A 23,207-nucleotide genomic window follows, 5' to 3' on the forward strand; every position below is an offset into this window, starting at 1 on the left:
ACATAGATTAAACGAGCCGCAACAGGCTGCGTTACCGCTAACATGATCTGCGTGCGGGTGGGTCGCGTGGCTCGGACAAGAAAGAGGACCAACCGTCATGGTGTCACGCGTCATTCCTGTAGACCCTTTTGATCTGGTGATCTTCGGCGCCACCGGCGATCTGGCGCGGCGCAAGATCCTGCCGGGCCTGTTCCGGCGCTATTGTGCCGGGCAGATGCCGGAGGAGGCGCGAATCATTGGCGCAGCCCGGTCCGAAATGGACGACGACGGCTTTCGCGATCTGGTGCGCGAGGCGGTGCGCAAATTCGGCGGCGGTCGGGATTGCTATGATGAAGCGCTGGAGGGCTTTCTGGCGCATGTGGGCTACGAGCACGTCGATGCCATGGGCGAGGGCGGCTGGGAAACCCTGAAGGCGCGGCTGCGCGACGGCATGGTGCGGGCGTTCTACTTCTCCGTGGCGCCGTCGCTCTTTGGTGCCTTGGCGGAGCGGTTGCGCGGCTTCGGTCTGGCGGATGACGACAGCCGGGTGGTGGTTGAAAAACCGTTCGGCAAGGATCTCGCCTCGGCGCGTGCGCTGAACAGCACGCTGGCGGAGCATTTCGATGAAACCCAGATTTATCGCATCGACCATTATCTAGGTAAGGAAACCGTCCAGAACCTGATGGCCGTGCGCTTTGGCAACATGCTGTTCGAGCCGCTGTGGAACGCGCAATTCGTCGATCACATCCAGATCACCGTGGCAGAAACGGTCGATGTGTCCGGGCGCGGCGCCTACTATGATACCTCCGGTGCGATGCGGGACATGGTGCAGAACCACTTGATGCAGCTGCTTTGCCTGATCGCCATGGAGCCGCCCGCGCGATTCGAGCCGGATTCGGTGCGCGACGAAAAGCTGAAAGTTATCAGGGCATTGGACCCGGTCGACTATCACCATATCGTGCGCGGCCAATACATAGCGGATGAAAAGCAGCCGGGGTACCGGTCGCATGTGGAAGACCCAAGGTCGACCACCGAGAGCTTTGTTGCGATGAAGATCAGCATTTCCAACTGGCGATGGGCGGGCACACCGTTCTATTTGCGCACCGGCAAGGCGCTGAAGTCGCAGGCCTCCGAAATTGCGGTGGTGTTCAAGGACGCCCCGCATTCGATCTTTGGACCCGAAGCGGGACGTCATGCCAATGTGCTGGTGATCCGTTTGCAGCCGAATGAAGGCATGACCCTTGGCGTGACGATCAAGGAGCCGGGTCCCGGCGGGATGCGTCTGAAGGACGTGGCGCTGGATATGTCGTTTGCGGATGCTCTGGGGCCGGACGCAGAAGATATCCCCGATGCGTACGAGCGATTGATCATGGATGTGATCCGAGGCAACCAGACGCTGTTCATGCGCGGCGACGAGGTCGAGGCGGCCTGGACCTGGACCGATCCAATCATCGAAGGCTGGCAACGTCGCGGAGAAGTGCCGAAAGAATATGATGCCGGATCCAGCGGCCCGGACGATGCGTTGATGTTGATGCATCGTGACGGTCGCAAGTGGCGCGACATCAAGGCGTAAGGACAACCTATGACCTACGAATTCATTGAATATGCTGATCGAGAAATGCTGTCCATCGAACTGGCACAGCGTCTGGCGGGCGATTTGCGCTCCGCGCTTCAGCACGAAGATCGTGCTGCTCTGGTGGTGCCTGGTGGGACCTCTCCCGGCCCGATTTTTGATGACCTTTGTGCGGCCGACCTGGATTGGTCGCGGGTGGATGTTCTGTTGGGAGACGAACGTTGGGTGCCGGAAGACAGCCCACGGTCGAACACCACGCTGGTAAAGACCCGGTTGCTGGTTGAGCGTGCAGCAAAGGCGCGTTTCCTGCCGCTTTATGCCCCCTACGACACGCCCGAAGAAGGTTTGGCCGAATTGGGCCGCCCGATCGAAGACGTGCTGCCGCTGGCAGTTGTGCTGCTCGGGATGGGCGCAGATATGCACACGGCCTCGATCTTTCCGGGGGCGGACAAGCTGCAAGAGGCGCTGGCCCCCGACGCCCCGACGTTGCTGGCGATGCGCGCGCCGGGGGCGCCGGAACCGCGCATCACGCTGAGCGCACCGGTGTTGGACGGGGCCATGGCAAAACACGTTCTGATTTTTGGCGACGAGAAGCGCGCGGCGCTGGAAAATGCACGTGGCAAGCCGCCGATGGAGGCACCGATCAACGCGGTAATCTCCGATTCCAAGGTGCATTGGGCGGCGTGAGCCATGACTTTCATACAAAGACGGGGACGGGCATGTTCGACAAGGTAAAAGCACAGGCGCAGCGCGTTGCGGGGCATCGGATCGAGGACCTATTCGCGGATGCGGGGCGGGCGTCGGAGTTCAGTGTCGACGCGCTTGGAATGCTGTTTGATTATTCCAAGACGCAAATCGATGCGGACGCCCGCGCAGCCCTTCTGGAACTGGTCGAGACGGGGAGCGTTGCCGAACGGCGTGACGCCATGTTTTCAGGCGCCAAAATCAACGAGACGGAGGGACGTGCGGTGCTGCATACGGCGCTGCGCAATCTGGACGGCGGGCCGGTCATGGTCGATGGCCAAGATGTCATGCCGGAGGTGCTTACCACCTTGGCGCGCATGGAAAAGCTGACCGAAGAGTTGCGTGCCTCCGATGTGACGGATGTGGTGAACATCGGTATCGGCGGGTCCGATCTTGGTCCGGTTATGGCAGCTTTGGCGATGGCCCCGTATCACGACGGCCCACGCTGCCATTTCGTGTCGAACGTGGATGGCGCCGACATTGCGGACACGCTGAAGGGCTGCGACCCTAAGCGCACGGCTTTTATTGTTGCCTCCAAGACTTTTAGCACCATTGAAACCATGACCAACGCGCGCACCGCAAAGGCTTGGTTGGCGGAGAAGGGCGTGTCTGACGAGGGCAAGTTTATCGCTTTGTCTTCCAACAAGGCGGGCGCGGCGCAATTCGGCATCCCCGAAGATCGCGTATTCGGGTTCGAGGATTGGGTCGGCGGGCGCTACTCCGTCTGGGGGCCGATTGGCCTGTCGGTCATGATCGCCGTCGGCCCGGACAATTTCCGCGCATTCCTGCGCGGGGCGCAGGCAATGGATCAGCACTTCCGCTCAGCCGCGCCGCTGGAAAACCTGCCGGTGATGCTGGCATTGGTCGGCATCTTCCACAATCAGGGGCAGGGGCACGCGACCCGTGCAGTGCTGCCCTATGACAACCGCCTGATGCGGCTGCCCGCCTACCTGCAACAGCTGGAAATGGAGAGCAACGGCAAGGGCGTCAGCATGGACGGAGCCGACCTGTCCTACGACAGCGGCCCCATCGTCTGGGGTGAACCCGGAACAAATGGTCAGCACGCCTTTTATCAGCTGATCCATCAGGGCACGCGGGTCGTTCCCTGCGAATTTCTGGTGGCCGCGACGGGCCATGAGCCGGATCTGCGCCATCATCACGAATTGCTGGTGGCCAATTGTCTCGCCCAGTCCGAAGCGCTGATGCGCGGTCGTTCACTGGACGAGGCGCGTGCCAAGGTCGCGGACAAATTCGAAGGCGATGAGCTTGAGCGCCAAGCGCGACACAGGGTGTTCCCGGGCAATCGTCCTTCGACGACGTTGATTTACGACAAGCTGGACCCTGAAACGCTGGGCAAGATCGTGGCGCTTTACGAACATCGCGTGTTCGTCGAGGGGGTGATCCTGAACATCAACTCTTACGATCAATGGGGTGTTGAACTGGGCAAGGAGCTGGCAACCGCGCTTGGCCCGTTGGTGAGTGGGGACGCCCCGATCGCCGGCAAGGACGGATCGACGACGCAGTTGCTGAACTACGTGCGCGCCCGGGCCTGATATTTCGCGCACCGCCTGGGCGCTGGATGACGAGATGACAAAAGACCCGGGCCGCGTGGCCTTGGGTCTTTTGCCGTTATGGGATGTCGAAACCGGGTGCGGCGAGGTCGAACCCTTCGAAGCGGAAACCCGGGCTGACGGTGCAGCCCACGAGCGCCCACCCGTCCAGAGCGTACGCGGCTTGCCAATGATGTTCTGGCACAATCAGCTGCGGCTGTTGTCCGGCAGTGATGTCCGGGCCAAGCAGATCACGCCGGCATGGACCTGCGTCGGTGGGTGCTTGGGACAACTCCAGTGGCGAACCTGCGTACCAGTGCCAGATTTCGGTGGCGTCTACGCGGTGCCAATGGCTGCGTTCGCCGGGCTTTAGCAGAAAATAGATGGCGGTGCCTGTGGGGCGTGCGCCGTTTTGTGCGTCGGCCACCCAGGTTTGGCGGTAGTGTCCGCCTTCAGGGTGGCGTGAAAGGCCAAGGCGATTGATGATGTCGTCGGGGGAAACGGTCCCCAGCGCGGGGGTCATGAGGGGCAACGTGCGCTCCTGTGAAGATTGGTTAACCGCAAAAGCACAGCCTGCTGGCCATCGAGCGCGGCTCGACGAGCAGAACAGGAGGCTGAAACAATGGCCACGACACATCACGTTCGGCAGATGGCCGAAGAAATCGTTGCCCGTGAAGGCGGCTATGTCAACGATCCCGACGACCCCGGTGGTGCGACCAAATACGGGGTGACGATCCACACGATGCGACGGCTGGGCCTGGACCTGGACGGCAATGGGCGCGTCGATGTCGAGGACGTCAAGCGCATCACGCGCAAACAGGCGGTGGACCTGTACCTTGACCATTATTTTCTGCGCCCACGCATTGCGGAGCTGCCGGAGGCCCTGCAGGCGACGGTCTTTGACATGTATGTGAACGCGGGCAGCGATGCTGTGAAGATCCTGCAACGGCTGCTGAACCAGATGGGCGAACGCTGCGGCGTGGATGGTGGCATCGGGCCAGAGACCATCGGCGCTTGTGCCCGAGCCTATGCCAAGGCGCCGCATCACATGGCAGATGCCTACGGTATCGCCCGGCGCAATTATTACTTCCGCCTTGCGGATCAGCGTCCGGCTTCGCGCAAGTATGCGCGTACGCGGGCCGGGGGCAAAGGCGGCTGGATCAAGCGCGCGGAAGAATTCATCTCTGCGAAATATCACATGACGGACGGGGAGTTCAGCGCGCGGGTGGCGGCATGGGAATGATTCAGGCTCTCACTGGTTTGCTGTTCGGCTCGGGCCGCAACGTGGTGACGGAAACCGCGGAGGTGTTTCGCGTCAACGCAGAAAAGGAGGCCATGCGCGGCGCCACGGCACAGGCGGCGGCCTTGTCACAATTCGGGGCGGAGTTTCGCGTGACGGAGCGGTCCGTGTTCGACCGTGTGATGGATGCGCTGAACCGCATTCCGCGTCCCGCGATGGCGCTTGGGACTTTGGCGTTGTTTGTGTCCGCGATGGTGGACCCGGTGTGGTTTGCAGCGCGCATGGCGGGAATCGCTTTGGTGCCGGAACCCTTGTGGTGGCTGCTGGCGGCCATCGTGTCGTTCTATTTCGGCGCGCGGCATCAGTCGAAGGGACAGGATTTCCAACGTGAAGTCGCCGCCACCATGGCGGCTGTGCCGGGCGTCGTGCAAACGGTGCGCGACGTGGAGGCACTGCGCGATGTGACGCCGGGACCGGTGGTGGAGACTGAGAGCTTTGCCGAAGCGGGTGGGAATCCCGCGTTGATGGACTGGCGACGCGGCCAGGCGTAAATGAAGAGGGGCGGGGTCGATCCCGCCCTGAACCCGCGGGACGCGTCGGCGTTGCGGTGCCCCGCGACAAAGTGAACACCCGGCGGTGGCGATTTCCATTGGCCGAAATGCACCTGTTATCTATAACGCTGCATATGATAGCAGAACTCGGCCACTTCGCCCTTATCCTCGCCTTTCTCGTTTCAATCGTTCAGGCGGTCGTGCCGCTGATCGGTGCGCACAAACGATGGCCGGGATGGATGTCCGTCGCAGAACCCGCCGCGACAGCGCAATTCGTGCTTGTTCTGGGGGCTTTTGCGGCGCTGACCTATGCGTTCGTGGTATCTGACTTCTCTTTGCGGCTGGTGGTGCTGAATTCTCACTCGGCCAAACCGATGCTCTACAAGATCTCAGGCGTTTGGGGGAATCACGAAGGATCGATGCTGCTTTGGGTGTTGATCCTGGCCCTGTTTGGCGCGATGGCTGCATGGTTCGGTGGCAATCTGCCGCCCACGTTGCGCGCGCGCGTTCTGGCGGTTCAGTCGCTTGTGGCGACGGCGTTTTATGCATTCATCCTGTTCACCTCCAACCCGTTTCTGCGCATGGCGATACCTCCGATGGACGGGCAGGATCTCAACCCGTTGCTGCAAGACCCCGGTTTGGCATTTCACCCACCGTTCCTGTACCTCGGCTATGTGGGCCTGAGCATCTGCTTCAGCTTTGCCGTCGCCGCCCTGATTGAAGGTCGCGTAGACGCGGCGTGGGGCCGGTGGGTGCGCCCGTGGACGCTGGCGGCCTGGATCTTCTTGACCATTGGCATCGCGCTTGGGTCCTGGTGGGCCTACTATGAGCTTGGCTGGGGCGGTTTCTGGTTCTGGGATCCCGTGGAAAATGCCTCCTTCATGCCGTGGCTCTTTGCTGCCGCGCTGCTGCACTCTGCCATCGTGGTGGAAAAGCGCGAGGCACTGAAAAGCTGGACCATCTTGCTGGCCATCCTGGCCTTTGGCTTCTCGCTGATCGGGACGTTTATCGTGCGCTCCGGCCTTCTGACATCGGTTCACGCCTTTGCCAACGACCCGGAGCGGGGCGTCTTTATCCTGATGATCCTCGTGTTCTTTACCGGCGGGGCGCTGACGCTGTTTGCAGCACGGGCCAGCGCGATGGAGGCCAAGGGCGTCTTTGGCGTGGTGTCCCGCGAATCCGCGCTGGTTGTGAACAACATCCTTCTGGCGGTGGCGTCTTTCGTGGTGTTTGTCGGCACGATATGGCCGCTGGTGGCGGAGATGGCCTTTGACCGGAAGTTGTCAGTGGGGCCGCCATTTTTCGAGATGGCCTTCACCCCCTTCATGGTTTTGCTCGGGTTGGTTTTGCCGCTTGGATCAATGCTGGCCTGGAAGCGCGGATCGCTGTCGCGCGTGGCGCGACAACTGGTACCTGCGCTGATCCTTGCTTTGGCGTTGGCCGGTCTTGTCTGGACGATGCAGACAGAGCGGTCGATGCTTGGCCCGATTGGCGTGTTTCTGGGCACATGGTTGATCGCCGGAGCCTTGACCGATCTTTGGACACGGACCGGTCGCAATCGCGATCTGACCCGACTGCTGCGGCTGCCGCGCGCGGATTGGGGCAAGACTGTCGCGCATTCGGGGCTCGGGATCACGATGCTTGGTATCGCGGGCCTGATGGCGTGGGAACAGGAAGACATCCGCACCGTGCAGATTGGGGCGCCCTGGCAGGTGGGCAAGTTCGAATTCGAATTGCTTGACGTGACACGCGAGCAGGGTCCGAACTACACCGCGACGCGCGGAGAGGTTTCCGTGCGTCCCGCGGGTGGGGATGGCAGTGAAATCGCGCATCTTTACCCGGAAAAGCGCGTCTATCCGGTGCAGCAGATGCCCACCACAGAAGCAGCGATCGACTATCGGTTTTTGCGCGATGTTTACGTTGTTGTGGGGGATGCACAGCCGAACGGCGGATGGGTCATGCGTATTTATATCAAACCGCTGGCCAACTGGGTCTGGGGCGGATGTATCCTGATGGCCCTTGGCGGACTTTTGAGCTTGTCTGACCGCAGGTATCGTGTGGCCGCTGGCGCGCGCAAGACAGCATCTGTGCAAGGGGTCCCTGCAGAATGACGGGCTTTTTGCGCCAAGGTGTTTTGACGCTGGTGTTTTCGCTGGTGGCGACGCTTGCCTTGGCGGTTCAGCCAGACGAAGTCCTCGACGACCCCGCTATGGAATCGCGGGCCCGTGAGATCTCTGCTGGGCTGCGCTGCCTTGTTTGTCAGAACGAAAGCATCGACGAGAGCAATGCCTCGCTCGCGAAAGATCTGCGGCTGCTTGTGCGTGAGCGGCTGGTGGCTGGCGACACAAATCCGGAGGTGGTCGAGTACATCGTGGCCCGGTACGGCGAATTCGTTCTGCTCAAGCCCACCACAGGGGGCTGGAATTGGCTGCTCTGGGCGGCTGGTCCGGGGATGTTCCTCATCGCCGTTGTGTTAGGCGCAGTGTACGTGCGCCGGCGTTCAAAGGCGGTCGCCCCGGCGGAGCGGCTGAGCGCCGATGAACAAGAGCGTCTCGACGCGTTGCTCAAGAGGTGAACCTCTGAAACGAGCGCATGGCTGCGCTTTGGACGTAGCGTAGCGGGGCAGGGTTTCACATTGCTCCCGGTGTCTGTGCGGTGTTTCATAGCGCCAAAGCGCGGCGCCTACGCGCGGGAGAGGAGACCCCATGATCTACGACACCATCACCTACGAGGTGGCGGAGAATATCGCCACTGTGACGCTCAACCGGCCCGACAAGATGAACGCGCTCAACACGCAGATGCGGGCGGAGATCACCGATGCCGTGGCCCGCGGCGGACGCGAGGCGCGCGTTGTGGTGCTGACCGGGGAGGGGCGGGCCTTTTGTTCCGGCCAGGATTTGGGCGACCGCGAAACCGCTGCGAACCTCGATCTGGAGCGTGTTTTGCGCGATGAATACGTGCCGATGCTGAAGGCGATTTACGACTGCCCTGTCCCAACAATTTGCGCCGTGAATGGTCCGGCGGCCGGGGCCGGGGCGAACCTTGCGCTATCAGCTGACGTGGTCATTGCCACGGAAAGCGCTTTTTTCATGCAGGCATTTACGCAGATTGGCTTGATCCCGGACGCAGGCGGCACGTGGTTTTTGCCTCGGCAGATGGGGATGGCAAAGGCCATGGGCGCGGCGCTTTTCGCGGACCGGATATCAGCCGCGCAGGCGGATGCCTGGGGCATGATCTGGGAGCACGTCCCGGATGAGGCGTTCCGCGCGCACGTTGGCAAACGCGCGGCGCATTTGGCGAATGGGCCGACGATGGCCTATGCTCGGATCAAGCAAGCGATGTTTGCGGCACAGGACAATACCCTCGAGGCGCAGCTTGGCGTGGAAGCGAAACTGCAGGGTGAATGCGGCAAGACGCGCGATTTCAAGGAAGGCGTCGTTGCCTTTATGGAAAAGCGCCCGCCAGTATACGAGGGACGCTGAGCGCCAGACTTCGCAGTCGTGCGAAGGGGCGGACCGATATCGGTCCGTTCTTTGCTGTAACCCTTGGCGGTTGTCTGAATGACGCTGCCGAGGCATCCAAGGCCCGCATTTTCCGAAAACCGACTTCTAAAGGCTGAAGTTCTGCGGAAGAACTTCAATTAAAATCATTGGATGGATCAGGTGATACCTGACCAAAAAAGCCCCCGGTGCAGAGCACCAGGGGCCTTCAAAGCAACGCCGTTCCAACGATCAGCGGTTTTCGATATCTACATAGTCGCGCTCTGTTTCGCCTTGGTACAATTGGCGCGGGCGACCGATCTTCATCTGCGGATCGTTCAGCTGCTCTTTCCACTGCGACACCCAGCCAACGGTGCGCGAAAGTGCAAAGATCGGCGTGAACATCGAGGTCGGGAAGCCCATCGCTTCGAGGATGATACCCGAGTAGAAGTCCACGTTCGGGAACAGCTTCTTGTCTGCAAAGTAGGGGTCCGCGAGAGCGGCCTCTTCCAATGCTTTCGCAGTTGCAAGCACGGGGTTGTTTTCCACGCCCAGCAGGTCGAGCACCTCGTCTGCGGACTGCTTCATGACCTTCGCGCGCGGGTCGAAGTTCTTGTAGACCCGGTGACCGAAGCCCATCAGGCGGAACGGATCATTCTTGTCCTTGGCGCGGGCGATGTACTCCGGAATGTTTTCGGGAGACCCGATTTCCTTGAGCATTTCGAGGCACGCCTGGTTCGCACCGCCATGCGCCGGACCCCAAAGGCAGGCGATGCCAGCGGCGATACATGCGAACGGGTTTGCACCAGAGGAAGACGCAAGACGCACGGTCGAGGTCGAGGCGTTCTGCTCATGGTCGGCGTGCAGCGTGAAAATGCGGTCCATGGCGCGCGCCAAGACCGGGTTCACGTTGTACTGCTCCGCTGGCACGGCAAAGCACATGTGCAGGAAGTTCTCGGCATAGGTCAGATCATTGCGCGGATACACAAACGGCTGGCCGATGGAGTACTTGTAGGCCCAAGCTGCGATCGTCGGCATCTTGGCGATCAAACGGTGCGATGCAATTTCGCGCTGGCGCGGGTCCGAGATGTCGGTGGAATCGTGGTAGAAGGCCGCCATCGCGCCGACCACGCCCACCATAGTCGCCATCGGGTGCGCATCGCGGCGGAAGCCACGGAAGAAATACACCATCTGTTCGTGGATCATGGTGTGGCGTGTGATCGTGCTTTCGAAGCTTTCCAATTCATCGGAGGTCGGCAGGTAGCCGTAGAGCAGCAAGAAGCAGACTTCGAGATAGTGCGATTTCTCGGCCAGTTGGTCGATCGGATAGCCGCGATGCAACAGCTCCCCCTTGTCACCGTCGATGAATGTGATCGTGGAATCGCACGACGCGGTGGAGGTGAAGCCGGGATCGTAGGTGAACACGCCCGCCTGGCCGTAGAGCTTGCGGATGTCGATGACGTCCGGGCCTGCCGTGGGCGTGTGGATCGGCAGATCGTAGCTTTGGCCGTCGATCGTGAGTGTTGCGCTTTTGGGGGTCTCAGCCATGCTTGTCATCCTTCCTGAATCGGTGGGGCCGGGCCGCTGCCGCGCGGCCCGACAGGTCATCGCACATGACCGAGCCGTGCCGGTCAGGCAGGGATCTCGGCCGCTTGGGACAGACGCGCGAGGCTTTCGTCGCGGCCCAGTACCAGCATCATATCGTAGACGGAGGGTGTCACGGCCCGACCAGCGAGAGCGGCCCGCATAGGCGCTGCAAGCTTGCCGAATTTGGTCCCCTGTTCGTCGCAGAAGCGGGTCATCGCCGCCTCCAATTCTTCTCGCGTCCAACTAGCATTATGCAGATGCGGCGTCAACTTGCCCAGTATACCACGGGATACAGCGTCAAGCGCTTTCGCGGCCTTCTCGTCGGCTTCTACCGGGGTCTCAGTTAAGATAAAGTGACCTTTTTCAAGAAGTTCCGGGAAGGATTTCGCGCGCTCCTTCAGGCAGTACATGCCGCGTCCCAGACCGTCGCGCTGCGCCTGTGTCAACGCAATGCCACCGGAAGCAGCAAGAAATTCCTCTATTTCTTGCAGCAGCGCGGCATCCTCAGCCACGGCGATATGCTGGCCGCACAGGTTTTCCAGTTTCTTGAAATCAAACCGTGCGGGCGACTTGCCGATTCCGTTGAGATCGAACCACTCTTTTGCCTGTGCATCGGTGAAAAATTCGTCATCACCGTGGCTCCATCCCAGGCGCGCAAGATAGTTACGCATACCTGCGGCCGGATAGCCCATCTTTTGATACTCATCCGCGCCAAGTGCGCCATGGCGTTTGGACAGCTTTTTGCCATCGGGTCCATGGATCAGCGGGATATGCGCGTAGGTGGGCAGGTCCCACGCCATAGCGGTGTAGATGCCCATCTGGCGCGCTGCATTGTTGAGGTGGTCATCCCCACGGATGACATGCGTCACGCCCATGTCATGGTCGTCCACAACCACTGCAAGCATGTAGACCGGCGTCCCATCAGAGCGCAGCAGCACCATGTCGTCCAGCTGGTCATTGCGGATCACCACCTTGCCCTGAACTTCGTCGTTTATGGTCGTTTCCCCGTCTTTTGGGGTCTTTAAGCGCACGACGTAGGGCGCATCCGGTTGGGTCGCGGGATCAGCATCGCGCCACGGGCTTTGAAACAGGGTCGAACGCCCGTCGGCACGGGCCGCTTCGCGGAAGGCTTCGATTTCTTCCTGCGTGGAAAAGCATTTGTAGGCCGCGCCCTTGGCGAGCAGCGCGTGCGCCACTTCGGCATGGCGGTCGGCGCGGTCGAATTGGCTGACAACCTCTCCGTCATGGTCAAGGCCGAGCCAATCGAGACCTTTCAGAATCGCTTCCGTTGCCTCTGGAGTGGAGCGGGCTCGGTCCGTGTCTTCGATCCGCAGCAGAAACTTTCCGCCACGCCCACGTGCGTAGAGCCAGTTGAACAGGGCGGTGCGCGCGCCGCCAATGTGCAGAAAGCCGGTGGGCGAGGGCGCAAAGCGGGTCACGACTTGGGTCATCTTGGTTAACCTTTTTCTAACGGTGGCAAGGTAGCCTTTGATGGTTCCATACCCAGCCCCGCGCATCGGGGCAAGCGGAGGGCCGGTGTCATGGTGCGTTACCTGCTGGATCTGCCGCAAGCTTTGCTGGGCGGTCAGCGTGGGCATTTGTTCGCATGGACGCCTGTTCTGCTGGCCTGTGGGATCGGCATCTATTTCTCCCTGACATGGGAGCCGCCGGTCTGGATGCTGTGGACCGCGCTGCTGGCTGTGGTGTTCGTGCCAGCGCAGGCGCTGATCGGTCCACAGCCTGTTCTTGGGCCGCTCGTGGTGGCGCTGAGTCTCATCAGCGGGGGCTTTGGATTGGCGGGGTTGCGTGCGCACCAAGTCGCCGGACCGGTTTTGCACTTCCGATATTATGGTCCAATCGAGGGCCGCGTCGTAAATATTGACCGATCCGCGTCTGACGCAGTGCGGCTTACGCTGGATCAGGTGGTTTTGCAGGATATGGACCCGGCGCGTGTTCCCGTCAGGGTTCGAGTGTCTTTGCACGGGGGGCCGAACATCTCTCCGCAGCCGGGGATGGTGGTGATCCTGACCGGGCACCTTGGCCCCCCCGGGGGCGCGGTCGAGCCGGGTGGTTTTGATTTTCGGCGCCATGCCTGGTTTCTGAGACTTGGTGCTGTGGGATATACCCGGACGCCTGTGTTGATGTTGGAGCCACAAGGGTCGGGCCTGACCGTGTTTAGGGCGCGTATGTCTTTGTCGGCGCGGGTTCAGGATCAGCTACCGGGAGAGACCGGAGCGTTTGCGGCTGCCGTCATGAGCGGAGACCGCTCAGGCATGGCGCAGGGCACGCTCAGCACATTGAGAGACACCAATCTGGCGCATTTGCTGGCAATTTCCGGACTGCATATGGGGTTGCTTGCGGGGTTTGCTTTTGCGTCGTTGCGGATTGGCCTGCTGTTGGTTCCCCGGTGCCGGCATTATTGGCCGGTGAAAAAGCTCGCAGCGGTGGGCGCCTTGGGCGCAGCGGCCGGCTACTTGGCGCTGTCAGGGGGCAACGTCGCAACCGAACGTGCTTTTATCATGGTGGCCGCTGCCCTGACGGCACTGATGCTCGACCGACGTGCCCTCTCGCTGCGCTCTGTCGCGATGGCCGCATTGATTGTCTTGGTCTTTATGCCGGAAGCCCTTTTGGGACCGGGATTTCAAATGAGCTTTGCCGCCACCGTCGCGCTGGTGGCAGCCTTTGAGCAGGTCACGACTGCGCAACGCGGCCACCGTTTGCCGGGCTGGGTCTCGGCGGTGCTTTCTGTCATAATTTCCTCCGCCGTTGCGGGTGCCGCCACGGCGCCGGTGGGTATGGCGCATTTCAACCAGGCATCGGTCTACGGACTGTTGGCCAACCTGGTGTCTGTGCCGGTGATGGGGGCCTTGGTGGTCCCATTTGGAGTTGTCGCGGTCTTGCTGATGCCGCTCGGGTTGGAGTGGGCGCCACTATGGGGGATGGGTTTGGGATTGGACTGGATTTTGCTGGTGGCGCAGCACGTTGCGCAGTGGGAGGGCGCGGTACGCCCGGTCGTCGCACCGGGAACAGGGGTCCTTGTGATCATCGCAACGGGCGGTTTGATCCTGTGTCTTTGGCGTGGATGGGGGCGCTTGGCTGGCGTTTTGCCTTTGCTACTCGGGATGTTATTGTGGAACGGCGCGGCGCGACCAGAGATCCTGATTTCGGACACAGGAACGCTCGTGGGCGTTATGACAGCGCAAGGACGGGGCCTGTCACGAGAGACTGGCTCAGGATTCATTGCGGACAATTGGTTGGAAAACGATGGTTTTGGCGGCGATCAGATGCGGGCGGCCGCGAGATGGCCGGGTGCGGTGCAGTCCCGTCTCGCAGAGGCATCTGTCTTTGGCAGGCAAATTTTGCACGTTCAAGGAAAGCGCGCGGCGCGGCAGATCAGCGGATGTGAAGCCGGCAAAATCGTTGTATCCAGTGTACCGCTGTCGCTGGAGGGCGATTGTATGATCTTCGACCCAGAGCGTTTGAAACGCACAGGGTCTATCGCATTCTGGAAAACCGAAAACGGCCTTGAGATGGTCACGGCGAGCGACGTCTCTGGCGACAGGCTATGGCACGACATTCCGAAAAAGCGCGCCGTCGACGACGGTGCCTTGCGCCGTGCGAGGATCGATCAATAAGTCCGGATCAACCCGACCAGACGACCTTGGATGCTGACATCGCCGCTTGGCAGAATGCGCGGCTCGTAGGCGGGGTTCGCGGCTTCGAGCATAATCATGTTGCCCTTGCGGCGGAAGCGTTTCAGCGTTGCTTCGTAGCCTTCGATCTGCGCGACGACTATGTCGCCTTCTTCCGCGTCAGAGGTTTCACGGATCACCACGACGTCACCGTCATTGATGCCGGCCTCGATCATTGAATCGCCTTTCACCTCAAGCGCGTAGTGATGGCCGTTGCCCTTCAGCATCGAACCGGGCACCGCAATCCCAACTGGCTGTTCATTGATCGATTCGATGGGCACACCTGCAGCGATACGGCCCATGATTGGCAATTCGGCGACACCGGACGACGACACCTCAACTGCGGCGCCTGGAATGCGATCCGGGCGGTCGCCATCAATCACCTGTGGCGAGAAGCCCAAAGGCTGTCCGCCAAGGCTTTCGGGAAGTTTTACGATTTCGATGGCGCGGGCGCGATGCGCGAGGCGCCGGATAAATCCACGTTCTTCGAGCGCTGTGATCAACCTGTGGATGCCAGACTTGGAACGCAGATCCAGCGCGTCTTTCATTTCGTCAAAGGAAGGCGGCACGCCGTCTCGTTGCATCCGTTTGTTGATGAAGTTCAACAAATCGAGTTGTTTCTTAGTCAGCATATGCGCCCCCGTGAACAGTCGCTGCCCGAATGATCGGCAGGTGTCGTGGTTTGTTCTACGCCTGTTCTTGTTTTGTGTCAACTGCGCTGCGTTGGCAAACTACAATGGCAAGTAGTCTACGACTTCATTTTTGGCGCGTGCGGGATCATGCGGAGGGCGCACAAGCAGCGCGTTGGCTTGTCCCAAAACACTCAGTAGGCTTGAATCCTGGCGATCAAAGGCGGTCAGCCCTTCCTCCGTCAAGGTGGCGCGCATGTAGTGTTCGCGTGGGCCGTTTTGGCCAAGTTCTCGCGCCAGTGGTGCCCGCAGACGCGGCGCGGCAACCGGCGGCAGGCCCAGCATCACGCGCACGACAGGGAGGACGAACACATGGCCGCAGACCATGGCGGAGACCGGGTTGCCCGGCAGACCGATCATCATGGCCCCGCGTTCGCCCGAGAGGCGACCAGACATCAGCGGCTTACCGGGACGCATGGCAACCTTGTGAAAGGCCCGCTGCATGCCTAATTCCTCAGCCACAGGCGCGACCAGATCATGGTCGCCCACCGAGGCGCCGCCGATGGTGATCACGAGGTCGGCGTCATCCACAAGGCTGAAGGCGTGTTTCAGAGAGGTTGCATTGTCCCGCGCGATAGGCAGCAAACGCGGGTTCGCGCCTTCGCTGGAAAGCAACGCGTGAAGGCCAAAGGTATTGGACGCAATGATCTGGTCCGGGCCTGGCGTCTCGCCCGGCATGACCAATTCGTCACCCGTGGAAATGAGAGCGACCTTCGGGCGCCGTGCCACGGGAACGCGGGCAATGTTCATAGACGCCAGAAGAGCAATGTCACTGGCGGAGAGTTTGCGTGGCGCATCAAATTGGGCACCTTCGGCAAAGTCACCGCCCGCAGGCCGAATATTGTCACCGGAATCGAGGCGATCACCGATCAGGATGGTGCTGTCCTGCCGGGTGACATCCTCTTGGATGACGACGCGGATTGCACCGGCGGGCACAGGCGCTCCAGTGAAAATGCGCACCGCCTCGCCGGGTACGACGGGCCGGTCAAATCGATGGCCTGCCGCGCTTTCACCGATCACTGTCAACCGATCCCCCGGGGCCGCGGAGGCCACTGCGTAGCCATCCATGGCGGAGGACGCGAAGGGTGGCTGCGTCCGGCGCGCCGACATAGGGCGCGCGAGGATGCGACCGGCGGCCTCTATCAGCGGAACCTTCTCCACGCCGGTGGGTCTGGCAAGGGCGAACAGCTGATCGAGGGCCTCTGTGACTGTGATCATGATGGGGCTCCACGTGTGATAGCCGAGAGTTTTGCGTCTTCCCACTCAGCGAAGCTGCGACCGTCTGGTAGCTTCCATTCGGTCCGCCCGTTAGAGGACCGGCCCGGTATGACTGCCGCTGCGGTGGACAGGCTGGAGAAGGCGTAGTTTGTTCGAAGGGAAGAGAGCGGGCTGCCCAGGCTCACAACATCTGAACCGATCAGGTCAGCGTGTCGTTTTTGATAGCCGACGCTGTGCTTGCGACTGCCCACCCAGTCTGTCACCATTTGCGATCCGGCCGCGACGATGACCTCTCCGTCGACCAATCGAGCACGTGCGGTCAACCCTTTTGCGGGGGAGGTCAGGATCAGGGAAAGTGTTTCTTCTGCGGTGTCTATGGCCTTTGGAGGTGGCGTGCGTCGCGGGCTTTGAAAAAGGTCCAGCCGGATCGCTGGTAGCACCATCTGTAAAGTGTCGAGAAAACTCTCCATGTTTGCTGTGGCTGCTTCGTTCAAACTGGAACGAGGCGGTATATTTCCATTTTCCAAATAGCACTGATCTGCTGTCTTGGCGATTTCCACGAGCCGGCTTTCAAGATATTTGACGTGCGCCTTGTGCAGGGCGTCTCCCGCTGTGGTGATGAGAACCGCTGTGTCCCACCAATCCTTTTTGGCAGCGTGGTCTTTCAACCGGCTCGCCATGTCCTCGGCTTCGCCGATATAGGCGAGTGGGCCATCTTGATTTTCGCCGGACAGGATATAGACGCCGGTTTGTCGTGCTTCCGGGCGCGCTAAACCTTTGGTCAGTTGGACCTTGGGGATCCTGAGCACATGGCCGGTCCAATTGAAGACTTCTGCAGTCAGCATCCCATCGGGCCTGCCATCAACAAAATACAATTCAAGGGAGCGGCCGGTACTCATGCTTAGCCGGCCTCGTAGCGCCCTGATTTCCCGCCGTCTTTGAGGGTCACGTGGATGCCGCCGATTTCCATGCCCTTGTCCGCGGCCTTCACCATGTCGTAAACCGTCAGCGCACAGGTGGAGACTGCGGTGAGCGCCTCCATCTCGACGCCGGTTTGACCTGTCGTTTTTACGGTGGCCTCGATCCGCAGGCCGGGAAGGTCGGGGTCGGGGGTCAGGTCAACGGAGACTTTTGTGACCGGCAGCGGGTGACAGAGCGGGATCAGATCGGGGGTCTTTTTCGCCCCCATGATCCCCGCCAAACGGGCGACGCCAATCACATCGCCTTTCTTGGCTTCACCGGAAGTGATCATATCGAAGGTCTCTTGCGCCATCTTGACCCAACCAGCCGCTGTGGCAACGCGTGAGGTTACGGCTTTGTCCGAGACGTCGACCATGTGCGCCGCGCCGGAGGCGTCAAAATGGGTCAGTTCACTCATGCGAGCACAGGATCTTTAAGCAAGGTTTTCGTCGCTTCCTGCACGTTCTCTTGCCGCATGAGGCTTTCCCCGATCAAAAAGGCGCGTGCGCCGTAGCTGGCCATGTCAGCAAGATCTGCGGGCGTATTCAGCCCGGATTCAGAAACTAAAAAACGGCCGTCAGGCACACGTTTTGACAACTCGCGCGTGGTGTCCAGCGTGGTCTCAAACGTTTTGAGATTGCGATTGTTCACGCCGATCAGCGGGGATTTCAGGGTCATGGCGCGGTCCAGTTCAGGGCCGTCGTGCACTTCGATCAGAGCATCCATACCCCATTCGAAGGCGGCGGCCTCCAGTTCGGCGGCCTGAGTGTCAGACACTGAAGCCATGATGATCAGGATGCAGTCGGCGTTGAGCGCGCGGGCTTCGGCCACTTGATATGTGTCGTACATGAAATCCTTGCGCAGCGCGGGAAGCGAGGTCGCGGCGCGGGCCCGTACGAGGAAATCCTTGGCGCCTTGGAACGAAGGTGTGTCCGTCAGCACTGAAAGACAGGACGCGCCACCTGCCTCATAGGCCTGCGCCAACGTCGCCGGCTCGAAATCGTCGCGGATCAAACCTTTGGAGGGGGAGGCTTTCTTGACCTCCGCGATCAGCCCGTATCCTGCGGTTGCAGCCTTGGTCAGCGCGTTTGCAAAGGGTCGAACAGGGGCGGCGGCGCGTGCCTCTTCTTCGACGTCGCTGAGGGATTTCGCGACCTTGTCGGCGGCGATTTCCTCCAGCTTGTAGGCTTTGATTTTGTCGAGGATCGTTTTGGTCATGGCACCTCTCCGGTCCAATCAATTTGGGGTTGGCCTTGGGTCATAAGCCAGTCGTTGATGCGCGAAAAGGGGCGGGAGCCGAAAAAACCGCGTCGCGCCGACAGCGGAGAAGGATGGGCCGTCGCCAGAATCAAGTGATTATCGCCCTCGATATGATGGGCAAACGATTGCGCATGCTTGCCCCAGAGCAAAAAAGCGCGCGGTCGATCCGACAGGCTGGCAAGAACTTGTGCGGTCAAGGCGGACCACCCCAATTTCGCGTGCGCGCCTGCCTGTCCAGCCGGAACGGTGAGCGAAGTGTTCAACAAAAGCACACCTTGCGCGGCCCAATGGCGCAAATCTCCTGTCGCTGGATGCGCCCCGATGTCCGCGTCCATCTCTTTGAAAATATTACTCAGGGAGCGCGGCAGTGGGACCTCAGGCTCTACCGAGAAGGCAAAGCCATGGGCGTGACCCGGCGTGGGATATGGATCCTGGCCAAGGATGACGACGCGAGTTTGCTCTGGCGGGCAGGCGTCAAGGGCAGCGAACCGTTGGTCCGCAGGCGGCAGAATATTGGCTTCATCGACGAGAGTGCCTTCGATCCGGGGCAGATCATGCTCGAAAAATGGCAGATTCTGCCAATCGGCAGGGGGTCTCATGCTCCCTGCGTGGCCTTCGCCAGCGCCTCGGCTTTGGCCAGTGCTGCCCCACTGTCTACGGCTTCGGCGGCGATTTCCACGCCCTCGCGCAGGCTGGACGCTTTCTGAGCAATTATCAGCGCGGCGGCTGTGTTGAAAAGCACGGCGTCGCGGTAGGCAGATTTCTCCCCCTCAAATAGCGCGCGCATGGCTTTGCCGTTCTCGGCGGGCGTTCCGCCAAGGATTGCCGAGAATGGGTGCGTTGGCAGACCGGCGTCTTCGGGGTGGATTTCCAACGACTTGATCAGCCCGTCTTCCAGCGCGGCCACCGACGTCGGCCCGCAAATGGTGATCTCGTCCGTACCGTCGGAGCCGTGCACAAGCCACGCCCGATCGGACCCGAGCTGTTGCAGCGTTTCCGCCATGGGAAAGATCAAGTCGATGGCGAAAGCGCCGGTCAGCTGACGCTTGACACCTGCGGGGTTTGTCAGTGGCCCAAGAATGTTGAAGATCGTTTTGCAGCCGAGTTCCGTGCGCGTGGGCATGACATGCTTCATCGCAGGGTGGTGCATTGGCGCCATCATGAAGGCCATGCCACAGGTGTCGATCACACTCTGGACTTTATCGGCGGGCAACATGATCTCGATGCCGAATTCGCTCAACACATCAGCAGAGCCGGATTTGGACGATAGGTTGCGGTTGCCGTGCTTGGCCACAGGCACGCCCGCGGCGGCCACAACGAAGGCCGTCGCAGTGGAAATGTTCAGGGTACCTTTGCCATCGCCGCCAGTGCCGACGATGTCCATCGCGCCGTCAGGCGCCGTAATCGGTGTACACTTCGCGCGCATGACAGAAGCCGCGGCAGCATATTCAGATACGGATTCGCCACGCGCGCGCATGGCCATGAGCAAGCCGCCGATTTGCGAGGGCGTCGCCTCTCCGTCGAATAACAGGTTGAATGCGGCTTCGGCTTGAGCGCGGCTTAGCGGGCCTTCGGAGGCAGCGTAGATCATGGGCTTCATGGCGTCACTCATGCGGGCACCTTCAGGATATCGAGGAAATTCTGGAGCATGGCGTGACCGTGCTCCGATGCGATGCTCTCGGGGTGAAATTGTACCCCATGAATTGGCAAGCTCTTGTGTTGCAGACCCATGATCGTGCCATCCTCAAGTTCTGCGGTGACTTCGAGGTCTTCGGGCAGGGACGCGCGGTCCACTACGAGGCTGTGATAGCGGGTCGCTTGCAGGGGCGAAGGAAGGCCTTTGAACACGGATTTTCCAGCGTGTTGGATTGCGCCCATCTTTCCATGCACGATTTCGGTATGTCGCTGCACAGTCCCACCAAAAACCTGGCCTATTGTCTGATGGCCGAGGCAGACCCCAAAGAGCGGAGTGCCTGTTTCTGCGGCAGCCTCTGTAAGGGCGCAACAGATGCCTGACTGCGAGGGAGTGCCTGGCCCGGGTGACAGTACGATGCCTGCGGGTTTCATGGCGATCGCTTGCTGCACATCGATCGCGTCATTGCGCCAGACTTGAACCTCTGCTCCCAGCTCTCCAAGGAAATGCACGAGGTTGTAGGTGAAGCTGTCGTAATTATCGATCAGAAGCAGCATGATGAGCCTTTCTCAGAGGAACTGGGGCTGGCGGGCAGGCCCCCGGTCGCGGTATACATGCGCAGGCGGCGCTTGGGAGGTCAAGTGTCACCGGGGCGGACCAGGGACGGACGACGAAGCCGAAACCTGTTCACGCAGCGCCAAAGTGAACGAGCGGTAGGGAGCACAGGGTATGGCACGCGGATTTCTGGCAGGTGTGATCTGGGGAACAGTGGTGACCACAGCGGGGGCCGGCGCACTGTCTCTGATGGTCGATCGCTCTGTCCCGTCGGGGCCAGATGTGGTCACCGAAGCTCCGGACGTGGCTGACCCGGAAAGCGTCCGACCGGTCCAGATCACCGTAAATGAGGACAATGCTCCCGAGGCGGTAGATCCTGAGAGCATGCGAGAGATGTCGCGAGACGAAACGCCAAAGCCGGCGGCGCAGACGCCTGTGCCTGAGGTCAGCGATACCCCTGAGGCGCTTGCGCAGGTCGAACCCATCGGCGACGATGTGGCCATGGTTGTGACAGGGGATGATGCGCCTACTGTGCAAGATAATCTGGAAGTCGTGCCAAACATGCCCTCAGCCGACGTGGAACCCAACGCCGCAGAGGAAAGCGCACCAGTGGAAACCTCGAAAGAGGCCCCGGAAACGGTTCAGGTGGTTGAGCTTGACACGCCACCTGTCGGGCCCGACGCGGAGGCTGACAACGCACCCAGTGTAGAGGCGCCAGCGCTTGCTCCGGAACCCGCTCCCGAGGATGCGCCACGCGCTGCGGTGAACGAGGTTTCTGATCGGCCACGCATCGGAAAGCCCGCCGCGTCTTTGACAGAGCGTGACCCGGCAGTGCCGCAAGGTCGGTTGCCCGCTGTGACGTCTTCCTCTGAAAAGGACGAAGCACCGGATACTGGTGAACCTGCGGCGTTTGGCGCCTTGTCCAATGATAGCCCGTTGGTAAAATTCTCGGTGCCTTTCAAGCCTGAGGATGGCGTCCCGCGCATGGCGATCGTCTTGATCGACGACGGCAGCGGTCCTATGGGCCCGCCCGAATTGGAGACATTCCCCTTTCCGGTGACGTTTGCCATCGACCCGGCGCACCCGAACCCTGCGGAGGCAGCACGGGGCTACCGCGAACGTGGTTTCGAGGTTCTCGCGTTGGCCGATATGCCTGATGGCGCTCAGCCATCCGATGTTGAGGTGACCTTGGCAGGATTGCTCGATACTGTGCCTGAAGCGGTCGGCGTGCTTGAAGGGCCTTCGGGGGGCTTGCAGAGCAGCCGAGCTATTGCGTCTCAGGCCGCGGCTTTTTTAGGTGCGTCTGGCCACGGTTTGGTCATGGAGCAGAATGGACTGAACACTGCGCAGAAATTGGCGGCTAAGGAAGGAGTGCCTTCTGCTTCTTTGTTCCGTGATCTGGACGGAGAGGGGCAGGATCAGGCGCTGATCCGACGCACCTTGGATCAGGCGTCGTTTCGTGCCCGGCAGGAAGGTGAGGCTGTTATGCTAGGCCGTATCCGGGCCGATACCGTGTCTGCGCTTTTGCTTTGGGGCCTTCAGGATCGCGGTAACACGATCACTTTGGTGCCGATCTCAACGATCCTGCAAGAATCCGTCAAGAACGTATCTTCAAATTAACACACTGCCCAGCGTTCCAGAGTGGTTGCGAGCTCCCCGTATCCAGTAAAGCGCCGCTCGAACGCTAAGCCCATTCGATCTGCGGCCTGTCGGGCGCTGGCGGTCAAGACCGGGTCGTCGGTTTGTGCCAGGTAAACCAGCGTCTCGTAGTGGCCGAAGTACATATCCAAAAGCTCTGGATGGCGGTCCAAACCCAATGGTTTCCAAACAAAAGCGTCGAATTGTCGGGTCAGGAAATCGGTAAGGTAAAACGCAGTAAGTTCTTCGCGGGCGGCGAAGCGGTGGAGCCCGTCAAAGAAGGCATAACAATGTGGGCCGGGAACCATTTCGACGCCCATCTCATTGCAGGCCTGCTCAAGCAGCCCGCCTGTGCCGCAGTCGGCGTAGACAATGGCCACACGACGATAGTTACCTCTGTGGCGCGCCACGGCATCGCGCACCGCATCAGTAATTTTCTCGGGATGATTGTGCAGAATGGCTGGCAAACACGTTAAGTCGACCTGAGACCAGCCGTTCATACGTACCAAGGCCACGACTTCTCGTGCCAAGGCGCCGCATGCGATGAGAAGAACGCGCCCATCGCCAGAGGGTGCCATTCCTTGGGTCGTCAGGGTGCTGTCGGTGGGAAGCGGGCTATGTTGTGCTGTCGTCATTTGGCATCGGAGCCGCGGCCCACAGGCCGAAAAGCACCAGTCCAAGGATCACACCAAGTACAGTTAACGCACCCCAGCTCGATAGCGCCCAGAGCGCAAGAACAAGCGCAACCAAGGCCGACAGGACCAGAAGGGCGAAAGACGTGACAGGCATACCGTTCTCCTCTTGTTGAAGAGTATGGTGCAAAGGTGGAAAAAGGAAAAGGTCCCTAAGCCGAAAAGGG

23 protein-coding genes are annotated in these 23,207 nt (G+C 60.7%); 10 read left to right on the forward strand and 13 right to left on the reverse strand.

The genetic code is table 11. From position 1 onward, the window contains the following. The first annotated feature begins 97 nt into the window (after nucleotides 1–97). From zwf to pgi, 3 genes are read left to right on the forward strand one after another with little or no spacing between them, the layout of a single operon-like run. Complete coding sequence (gene zwf / locus GGQ68_RS15110) at nucleotides 98–1,552, forward strand: glucose-6-phosphate dehydrogenase (RefSeq protein ID WP_183967418.1); 1,455 nt, start codon at nucleotides 98–100, stop codon at nucleotides 1,550–1,552. 9 nt (nucleotides 1,553–1,561) lie between these two features. Then, on the forward strand, nucleotides 1,562–2,239 hold the full coding sequence (gene pgl / locus GGQ68_RS15115) for a 6-phosphogluconolactonase (RefSeq protein WP_183967420.1): 678 nt from the start codon (nucleotides 1,562–1,564) through the stop codon (nucleotides 2,237–2,239). Between the two features lie 32 nt (nucleotides 2,240–2,271). Then, complete coding sequence (pgi, locus tag GGQ68_RS15120) at nucleotides 2,272–3,849, forward strand: glucose-6-phosphate isomerase (RefSeq protein ID WP_183967422.1); 1,578 nt, start codon at nucleotides 2,272–2,274, stop codon at nucleotides 3,847–3,849. A 76-nt stretch (nucleotides 3,850–3,925) separates the two neighbouring features. Here pgi and GGQ68_RS15125 read toward each other — a convergent pair whose 3' ends face one another. Further along, entirely contained in the window at nucleotides 3,926–4,369 is a 444-nt protein-coding gene (locus GGQ68_RS15125) for a cupin domain-containing protein (RefSeq protein WP_183967532.1), read from the reverse strand. 99 nt (nucleotides 4,370–4,468) lie between these two features. Here GGQ68_RS15125 and GGQ68_RS15130 point away from each other — a divergent pair, with 99 nt between their 5' ends. The 5 genes from GGQ68_RS15130 to GGQ68_RS15150 all read left to right on the forward strand — a co-directional run bounded on the left by GGQ68_RS15130 (nucleotide 4,469) and on the right by GGQ68_RS15150 (nucleotide 9,119). Further along, a complete protein-coding gene (locus GGQ68_RS15130) occupies nucleotides 4,469–5,089 on the forward strand; it encodes a holin-associated N-acetylmuramidase (protein WP_246429380.1) in 621 nt (206 codons plus the stop codon). Next, entirely contained in the window at nucleotides 5,080–5,637 is a 558-nt protein-coding gene (locus GGQ68_RS15135) for a holin family protein (RefSeq protein ID WP_183967423.1), read from the forward strand. The genes GGQ68_RS15130 and GGQ68_RS15135 overlap by 10 nt, the downstream gene beginning before the upstream one ends. A 134-nt stretch (nucleotides 5,638–5,771) precedes the next feature. Next, on the forward strand, nucleotides 5,772–7,748 hold the full coding sequence (locus tag GGQ68_RS15140) for a heme lyase CcmF/NrfE family subunit (RefSeq protein WP_183967424.1): 1,977 nt from the start codon (nucleotides 5,772–5,774) through the stop codon (nucleotides 7,746–7,748). Further along, complete coding sequence (locus GGQ68_RS15145; protein ID WP_183967425.1) at nucleotides 7,745–8,212, forward strand: cytochrome c-type biogenesis protein; 468 nt, start codon at nucleotides 7,745–7,747, stop codon at nucleotides 8,210–8,212. The genes GGQ68_RS15140 and GGQ68_RS15145 overlap by 4 nt, the downstream gene beginning before the upstream one ends. 130 nt (nucleotides 8,213–8,342) lie before the next feature. Further along, nucleotides 8,343–9,119, forward strand: a complete 777-nt coding sequence (locus GGQ68_RS15150; protein ID WP_183967426.1) for an enoyl-CoA hydratase-related protein — start codon at nucleotides 8,343–8,345, stop codon at nucleotides 9,117–9,119. Nucleotides 9,120–9,368: 249 nt separating this feature from the next. Here GGQ68_RS15150 and gltA read toward each other — a convergent pair whose 3' ends face one another. Then, on the reverse strand, nucleotides 9,369–10,664 hold the full coding sequence (gltA, locus tag GGQ68_RS15155; protein ID WP_183967427.1) for a citrate synthase: 1,296 nt from the start codon (nucleotides 10,662–10,664) through the stop codon (nucleotides 9,369–9,371). An 83-nt stretch (nucleotides 10,665–10,747) separates the two neighbouring features. After that, on the reverse strand, nucleotides 10,748–12,154 hold the full coding sequence (gene gltX, locus GGQ68_RS15160; RefSeq protein ID WP_183967428.1) for a glutamate--tRNA ligase: 1,407 nt from the start codon (nucleotides 12,152–12,154) through the stop codon (nucleotides 10,748–10,750). 90 nt (nucleotides 12,155–12,244) lie between these two features. On the opposite strand from gltX, the gene GGQ68_RS15165 reads away from it, so the two are divergent. Then, a complete protein-coding gene (locus tag GGQ68_RS15165) occupies nucleotides 12,245–14,338 on the forward strand; it encodes a ComEC/Rec2 family competence protein (RefSeq protein ID WP_183967430.1) in 2,094 nt (697 codons plus the stop codon). On the opposite strand, the gene lexA is transcribed toward GGQ68_RS15165, so the two are convergent. From lexA to GGQ68_RS15205, 8 genes are all read right to left on the reverse strand, one after another. After that, nucleotides 14,332–15,027, reverse strand: a complete 696-nt coding sequence (gene lexA, locus GGQ68_RS15170) for a transcriptional repressor LexA (RefSeq protein WP_183967432.1) — start codon at nucleotides 15,025–15,027, stop codon at nucleotides 14,332–14,334. The genes GGQ68_RS15165 and lexA overlap by 7 nt on opposite strands. A 99-nt stretch (nucleotides 15,028–15,126) precedes the next feature. After that, nucleotides 15,127–16,302, reverse strand: a complete 1,176-nt coding sequence (locus GGQ68_RS15175) for a molybdopterin molybdotransferase MoeA (RefSeq protein WP_183967434.1) — start codon at nucleotides 16,300–16,302, stop codon at nucleotides 15,127–15,129. Next, complete coding sequence (locus tag GGQ68_RS15180) at nucleotides 16,299–17,201, reverse strand: GIY-YIG nuclease family protein (RefSeq protein WP_183967436.1); 903 nt, start codon at nucleotides 17,199–17,201, stop codon at nucleotides 16,299–16,301. The genes GGQ68_RS15175 and GGQ68_RS15180 overlap by 4 nt, the downstream gene beginning before the upstream one ends. A gap of 2 nt (nucleotides 17,202–17,203) precedes the next feature. Further along, nucleotides 17,204–17,680 (reverse strand): cyclic pyranopterin monophosphate synthase MoaC, encoded by a 477-nt coding sequence (gene moaC / locus GGQ68_RS15185; RefSeq protein WP_183967438.1) that lies wholly within the window; start codon nucleotides 17,678–17,680, stop codon nucleotides 17,204–17,206. Next, complete coding sequence (gene trpC / locus GGQ68_RS15190; RefSeq protein ID WP_183967440.1) at nucleotides 17,677–18,480, reverse strand: indole-3-glycerol phosphate synthase TrpC; 804 nt, start codon at nucleotides 18,478–18,480, stop codon at nucleotides 17,677–17,679. Before trpC ends, moaC begins: the two co-directional genes overlap by 4 nt. After that, nucleotides 18,477–19,121, reverse strand: a complete 645-nt coding sequence (locus GGQ68_RS15195) for a uracil-DNA glycosylase (RefSeq protein ID WP_183967442.1) — start codon at nucleotides 19,119–19,121, stop codon at nucleotides 18,477–18,479. Before GGQ68_RS15195 ends, trpC begins: the two co-directional genes overlap by 4 nt. Continuing rightward, nucleotides 19,118–20,134, reverse strand: a complete 1,017-nt coding sequence (gene trpD / locus GGQ68_RS15200) for an anthranilate phosphoribosyltransferase (protein ID WP_183967444.1) — start codon at nucleotides 20,132–20,134, stop codon at nucleotides 19,118–19,120. The genes GGQ68_RS15195 and trpD overlap by 4 nt, the downstream gene beginning before the upstream one ends. Further along, nucleotides 20,131–20,712 (reverse strand): anthranilate synthase component II, encoded by a 582-nt coding sequence (locus GGQ68_RS15205; RefSeq protein ID WP_183967446.1) that lies wholly within the window; start codon nucleotides 20,710–20,712, stop codon nucleotides 20,131–20,133. The genes trpD and GGQ68_RS15205 overlap by 4 nt, the downstream gene beginning before the upstream one ends. Before the next feature lie 172 nt (nucleotides 20,713–20,884). Between GGQ68_RS15205 and GGQ68_RS15210 the strand changes: the two genes are divergently transcribed. After that, nucleotides 20,885–22,330, forward strand: a complete 1,446-nt coding sequence (locus tag GGQ68_RS15210; RefSeq protein ID WP_183967448.1) for a divergent polysaccharide deacetylase family protein — start codon at nucleotides 20,885–20,887, stop codon at nucleotides 22,328–22,330. Here the strand turns inward: GGQ68_RS15210 and GGQ68_RS15215 are convergent. Both GGQ68_RS15215 and GGQ68_RS15220 read right to left on the reverse strand, forming a co-directional pair. Beyond that, the gene (locus GGQ68_RS15215; protein WP_183967450.1) at nucleotides 22,327–22,983 is read right to left on the reverse strand and encodes a DUF1638 domain-containing protein; all 657 of its coding nucleotides are present in this window, start codon (nucleotides 22,981–22,983) and stop codon (nucleotides 22,327–22,329) included. The genes GGQ68_RS15210 and GGQ68_RS15215 overlap by 4 nt on opposite strands. Next, on the reverse strand, nucleotides 22,964–23,137 hold the full coding sequence (locus GGQ68_RS15220) for a hypothetical protein (RefSeq protein WP_183967452.1): 174 nt from the start codon (nucleotides 23,135–23,137) through the stop codon (nucleotides 22,964–22,966). Before GGQ68_RS15220 ends, GGQ68_RS15215 begins: the two co-directional genes overlap by 20 nt. Nucleotides 23,138–23,207: the final 70 nt, after the last annotated feature.

The organism is Sagittula marina, assembly GCF_014196795.1.
Lineage (GTDB): Bacteria > Pseudomonadota > Alphaproteobacteria > Rhodobacterales > Rhodobacteraceae > Sagittula > Sagittula marina.